At 47.6% G+C, this 6,000-nt stretch carries 3 protein-coding genes, 2 tRNA genes and 1 rRNA gene; 1 reads left to right on the top strand and 5 read right to left on the bottom strand.

Features of this window, described 5'->3' with window-relative positions; translation table 11 throughout:
* Positions 1 to 20 precede the first annotated feature (20 nt).
* Positions 21 to 97 (bottom strand) — tRNA-Ala (locus tag HPS56_RS02070).
* A gap of 14 nt (positions 98 to 111) precedes the next feature.
* Positions 112 to 185, bottom strand: a tRNA-Ile gene (locus HPS56_RS02065).
* On the opposite strand from HPS56_RS02065, the gene HPS56_RS13455 reads away from it, so the two are divergent.
* The gene (locus tag HPS56_RS13455; protein WP_256372598.1) at positions 178 to 303 is read left to right on the top strand and encodes a hypothetical protein; all 126 of its coding nucleotides are present in this window, start codon (positions 178 to 180) and stop codon (positions 301 to 303) included. The genes HPS56_RS02065 and HPS56_RS13455 overlap by 8 nt on opposite strands.
* Positions 304 to 331: 28 nt before the next feature.
* Here the strand turns inward: HPS56_RS13455 and HPS56_RS02060 are convergent.
* From HPS56_RS02060 to HPS56_RS02050, 3 genes are all read right to left on the bottom strand, one after another.
* Positions 332 to 1,862, bottom strand: a 16S ribosomal RNA gene (locus HPS56_RS02060).
* Positions 1,863 to 2,268: 406 nt separating this feature from the next.
* The gene (locus HPS56_RS02055) at positions 2,269 to 3,669 is read right to left on the bottom strand and encodes a DUF5723 family protein (protein WP_172273059.1); all 1,401 of its coding nucleotides are present in this window, start codon (positions 3,667 to 3,669) and stop codon (positions 2,269 to 2,271) included.
* 21 nt (positions 3,670 to 3,690) lie between these two features.
* A complete protein-coding gene (locus HPS56_RS02050; protein WP_172273056.1) occupies positions 3,691 to 5,484 on the bottom strand; it encodes a hypothetical protein in 1,794 nt (597 codons plus the stop codon).
* Positions 5,485 to 6,000 lie beyond the last annotated feature (516 nt).

The following is a 6,000-nucleotide window of genomic DNA, read 5'->3' as shown; positions in this document are numbered from 1 at the left end:
ATAAAGCGGAATGTGCCGGATGGTGGAGAATAACGGATTCGAACCGTTGACCCCCTGCTTGCAAAGCAGGTGCTCTAGCCAGCTGAGCTAATCCCCCATGTAAAAGACGGGTAGTCCCAGGCAGACTTGAACTGCCGGCCTCCACATTATCAGTGTGGCGCTCTAACCAACTGAGCTATGGGACTGGCGGAGGTGCCGCGCCTCACCGCAAAGGACCGACGCACGCTTACGGCATGCCGTGGCCTGACGGGGGCATCACCTGATTCTCGCGTCAATATATTTAAGGACAGAGAGGAGAAATAATACAGAAGGACATCATGCGTCCCTCCAGAAAGGAGGTGTTCCAGCCGCACCTTCCGGTACGGCTACCTTGTTACGACTTAGCCCCAATCACCGGTTTCACCCTAGGCCGACCCTCACGGTCACGGACTTCAGGCGCCCCCGGCTTTCATGGCTTGACGGGCGGTGTGTACAAGGCCCGGGAACGTATTCACCGCGCCATGGCTGATGCGCGATTACTAGCGAATCCAGCTTCGTGGGGTCGGGTTGCAGACCCCAGTCCGAACTGAGGGGCACTTTCAAGATTCGACACCGTTTGCACGGCACCTGCTCGCTGTATGCCCCATTGTAACACGTGTGTAGCCCCGGACGTAAGGGCCGTGCTGATTTGACGTCATCCCCGCCTTCCTCGCTCCTTGCGGAGGCAGTACCCACAGAGTGCCCGGCATGACCCGATGGCAACTGAGGGAAGGGGTTGCGCTCGTTATGGCACTTAAGCCGACACCTCACGGCACGAGCTGACGACAACCATGCAGCACCTTCACAGATGTCCCGAAGGACTTCATCATCTCTGAATCATTCATCTGCAATTCAAGCCCGGGTAAGGTTCCTCGCGTATCATCGAATTAAACCACATGTTCCTCCGCTTGTGCGGGCCCCCGTCAATTCCTTTGAGTTTCACCGTTGCCGGCGTACTCCCCAGGTGGGATGCTTAACGCTTTCGCTTGGCCGCCGACTGTATATCGCCGACAGCGGGCATCCATCGTTTACCGCGCGGACTACCAGGGTATCTAATCCTGTTCGATACCCGCGCTTTCGAGCATCAGCGTCAGTAATGCTGCGGCACGCTGCCTTCGCAATCGGAGTTCTTCGTGATATCTAAGCATTTCACCGCTACACCACGAATTCCGCGTGCCTTCCGCACACTCAAGCCCGCCAGTTCGCGCTGCAGGACCGTGGTTGAGCCACGGCGTTTCACAGCACGCTTGACAGGCGGCCTACGCTCCCTTTAAACCCAATAAATCCGGATAACGCCCGGACCTTCCGTATTACCGCGGCTGCTGGCACGGAATTAGCCGGTCCTTATTCGTGCGGTACCTGCAAAAGGCCACAAGTGGCCTACTTTATCCACGCACAAAAGCAGTTTACAACCCATAGGGCCGTCATCCTGCACGCTACTTGGCTGGTTCAGGGTTCCCCCCATTGACCAATATTCCTCACTGCTGCCTCCCGTAGGAGTCTGGACCGTGTCTCAGTTCCAGTGTGGGGGACCTTCCTCTCAGAACCCCTACCGATCGGTGCCCTGGTGGGCCGTTACCCCGCCAGCAAGCTAATCGGACGCATCCCCATCCCGTACCGGAATAACCTTTGCTCCGGAAAACATGGATCTTCCGGAGAACATAGGGCATTAATCCGTCTTTCGACGGGCTGTGCCCTGGTACGGGGCAGGTCGGATACGCGTTACTCACCCGTGCGCCGGTCGCCATCGACACGTCCGAAAACATGTCATGCTGCCCCTCGACTTGCATGTGTTAAGCCTGTAGCCAGCGTTCATCCTGAGCCAGGATCAAACTCTACATTGTAAAATATCTTTGAAGCCGAATGCCAAATGCCGCAAGGCACCAGGCAAAGGCCATTATTCTAATCCTATCAGAACGCCTTAAATCCGAATTAACAAGAGCCTGGCATTCATACCCTAACCGGATAAAAAATGACGGTTTTCATGTTATACCCAAGTCTCAACCACGGCATCCTGACACCGGGAAAAGACCTGCTTCTTGTACTACTTCTGTCTATGTTAAATCTTTCAAAGAACTCTTAATCAGTATGCTCAACAGGACTGCTCCTGAAAAGCGAATGCAAAGGTACACATTATCGGGAAAACAACAAAAACATAACGGGGAAAATATCACCACGTTAACATTTGTTTGATTTCTTATTGATATAGGTCAGAACAAAAACAGGAAATACATTATAATATATATAATACTACCATGTAACGCTCATACCAAGCGCGATACTTGCATTAGAGCTCAACGGTATCATCTCCTTACTTGTCTTACCCAGGATGTGATCCATACCTATAAAGAAGTTATATCCTTTAGGGTGAATGTTAAGAACCCATCCGCAACTTGTAGTAAAGCTATTGACGGCAAAGCTCACACCACCGTTTATCCATGACAGCGGGGCATAGTTAGCGCTTACTCTTCCTTCAGTCCATGAAAAATCACCGTTGATACGTGTGGTGCTGAGCGCTCCGAATGTGACCTTACGATAAACCGGCAGATTATATTCGCCTCCGAACACCATCGTGGCACCTATACCCGTAGTACGTCCACCCTTGTCACCTTCATCCGTCAGATTAGCAAAGTCAGCCAACTGGTCGCTATATCCGTCCATCTTATCATCGATACTCTCACCATGGTCCGAAGTAACAGAAACATCATGGAATCCGTCAAAAACGAACGACTTTGAACGGTTTACAGCCCTTACATCATTGCTCCAGCTTATAAAACCGAGGTCAAGCAACGCCGCACTTACAGTCCAGTCTTCATTTATCTTATATACTCCACCAAGGTCTACGGCCATACCGAATCCTCCGAGTCCCGCACCGTCGACATCAACATCATTGACATACTCATACGACCCCTTGTCCTCATCTTTATACTCTTTAGTCTCCGACTTGAATGCAAATCCTTTCAACGAGACATCCGCCTCTCCCTCACCGGTTATAGTCCATTTATCATCCGGAGCAAGATCGGCCTTCATATTCTTCAGCTTCACATCAGCCCTCGCGCCTCCAAAAAGAAACTTCAGTTTTCCACCCACACGCAGATTCTCGTTAATCTGGCGTGAATGCCCGAAAGCGAGTTCTGCGTATGCCATTGCAGAAACACTCACATCACCTATATCATAAGTCTGATTACCCGTATTCTTTGCAAACTCAAACAATCCGTACGGCAATGCCATGCCGAACGATGTCTTCATGTTAAGCTCCACGGTATTATACCCACCAAAAGACTTGAATCCGGCAGACAGGATTGACAATCCCACATTACCTGCAATCCTGTTGTTTGAGTTAAATCCGTCAAGAGCTTCTCCTACGGGAATATACGGATTCATAAACGTTGTCATCTTCTTTCCCCCCGCAATCGGATTAGGCATTATTACATCCTGATATCCGAAATTACCGCGCATATTGACATTCAGATTGCCGAGAGCCGGTATGGAAACATAATTCTGTTCATTGCCAAACGCCGGATTGAGAGAATGACGGAATTTATAATCGTCTGTAAAATATGCAGAGCTCAGAGTCTGAGCAGCCACCTGTGCACCCGCCATCACCGATGCAGCAAATAAAATATACTTTATATTATATGTAAATTTCATGATTTATCACATTTGATATTATTAATTCAAGTCTGCAATCACCTTTCCTACAATCTTCACCCTCACATCCTTGGCAATAAGGAAATGCTTCTTAGAGTTGAGTGTAATGCCCACAACGCTTTCGGCTCCATCGTCCGACTTCGCCTTTCCCTGCACCACGAACTGCAATCCGTCGATCTTCTTCAACGCGCCCTGCTTCTTCTGTCTTACAGTTATCGTCACAGGAGTCACCTTTGAGTTCTTTCCGTCAGCAGACGCTATTATCGAGTTAGACACTACCACATCAAGATCCGAGCTCATGTCTTTACCGTTGATATCCACCGCGTATGCGTCAAGATTAAGGAATATCGGTGCACGGTTCTCTATATCCGCCTTAAGCTCAACATACGCTCCCTCGGTAAGATCAAGGTCTTTCACATCTTCATTCCATTCAAGCAAAGAATCTTTATATACGATATTCGCATCCTTGCCGAAAGCTATAGGAGCCTCCACACGGTAAGATGGCTTGATTTCATAATCATGTCCGAACTCAAACCTGCACACCTTTGTAGGATCGGCCTGCGTCACGGCATCAAACTCTATATTATCCGGTATAGTCTTTATCAGATCCGTGATATCCGGCACCACATATACATTATCCCTGCCGTATGCCGCCTCGATATCCGCCGTGCTCTTACGGCATATACAAATATCGGTTGTTGTATTCGGATAAACCTTTATTCCATTGACACTAACTGTTTTCAGAGTATTTCCGGCTTTTGTCGAAGTTATTTTTCCGTTTATGATTCCGCTCACCTCCATATTGCTCGTCACGGAAAGGATTATCTGCGGATTGTCAAGGTCGGCCACCACGTTTCCGTCCTTAAGGAAATCAGGCACCCCCGTAATATCAACCTTTCCGAGATTGTCCATATCTATAGACGGATTGAACTTACCCTCAGCGGAAGCTACAGTAAGGTCGGAACCCAAGACCAGGTCATTCTCTATCCTGAACGGTTTTGTAGGCAACGTCATCGTGTTGATTTCAATATCACCTGCGTCTATCGTCATCTTCACACTGCCGTCTATGGATATTTTCCCGTCTTTCACTCCGGCACTGCCGAGCCCTGTGTTCTGTGCCTTGAAATCAAGACCCGTAAGATTCATGTTCAACTTAAGGTCTCCGGCAGTAGACACATCGGAAAATCTGAAAGTACTTCCCTCCCGCGTGTATCTGCCATTCGATGTCACATCCTCGAATGTTATATATCCCGGCAAGGCCAATGTCAATGTCTTTATCTTAGGAACATAATTCTTCAAATCAGCGGGGAATCTCACTATAAGCGACACCGGGGCCTTCTCTACCCCAACCATATTGAGGTCGACAACCTCTTCCGACTCTCCTTCATAGTTAAACACATGAATTTCCGCTGTCTGCAACGGGATATTCACGGATATCCTGTTCATGCCTCGCCGCTTTGCCCCGTTAATACCTGAAAGGTCGAACTCAAACGGGTAAGACTCCGAACGTTTCTGCTCAACGACAATCTTTGCAATGTTCACCTTTACAGGGGCAATATCATCGCCCACCTGCTCAAACACATAGTCTCCATTTTCCTTTATGACAACGCAGTCGCTATTGTCAAGGTCAAGCACATCCTCAAGCCTTATTGTGTCAGTGCTACTGACAGGAATCGACAATTCTCCACTGCCTATACCGACAGTATAGTCAATCTGGTCGAAATCGTAATCGTTGTCGGTACAAGCCCCCAACGTAAAAGTACCCACGGCCAATAAAGCCATGAATGTCTTTTTCTGTAACAGGTTTCTGTTCATAATGTTTTTATCGTAATTGTTTTTATAATATACCTTATTATATATATTAATAGTTTTAGAAAAGCAATGATATATTTATCATTTACGGTTTACCGGATGCAAAAATAACATATTTTATCTAAACAAACAAGAAAAACTGTTATTTTTTACACATCCTCACAACATTAATGAAAATTCCATGAATATTCGGCATAATCTCGCTTCCCGTCATAAAAACCGGCATTTCCTATTCTCAAATGTGTGGCTCTCAAACCGCAATACACCGGTTTACAGACCTTCCGACTATAGTCAGAAGAGTTTCCGACTTAAGTCAGACAGCCTTCCGACTGTAGTCGGAAAGGTTTCCGGCTTAAGTCGGAAGGTTTGAGAAGCACCGTTTCGCGGTTTGAGAAACAAGCATCCAAGGCTTAAGCCTATGCTTGCCGCATGCATATTCCCCATGCCAAAAGTCATACACACCAATAATTAGTTCTATTTAGAGGAATATATTAAATGTTAACAATGATTAATATAAAT

It is taken from the genome of Xylanibacter muris (genome assembly GCF_013166605.1).
Taxonomy (GTDB): domain Bacteria; phylum Bacteroidota; class Bacteroidia; order Bacteroidales; family Bacteroidaceae; genus Prevotella; species Prevotella muris.
Note: the sequence above shows the minus strand (reverse complement) of the source record. Positions and strands in the feature narration are given on the sequence as shown.

Excerpts from the sequence above, each read along its gene's own strand:
- HPS56_RS13455 (WP_256372598.1), top strand. The coding sequence starts at position 178 with ATGGGACTGGCGGAGGTGCCGCGCCTCACCGCAAAGGACCGACGCACG.
- HPS56_RS02050 (WP_172273056.1), bottom strand. The coding sequence starts at position 5,484 with ATGAACAGAAACCTGTTACAGAAAAAGACATTCATGGCTTTATTGGCC.
- HPS56_RS02055 (WP_172273059.1), bottom strand. The coding sequence starts at position 3,669 with ATGAAATTTACATATAATATAAAGTATATTTTATTTGCTGCATCGGTG.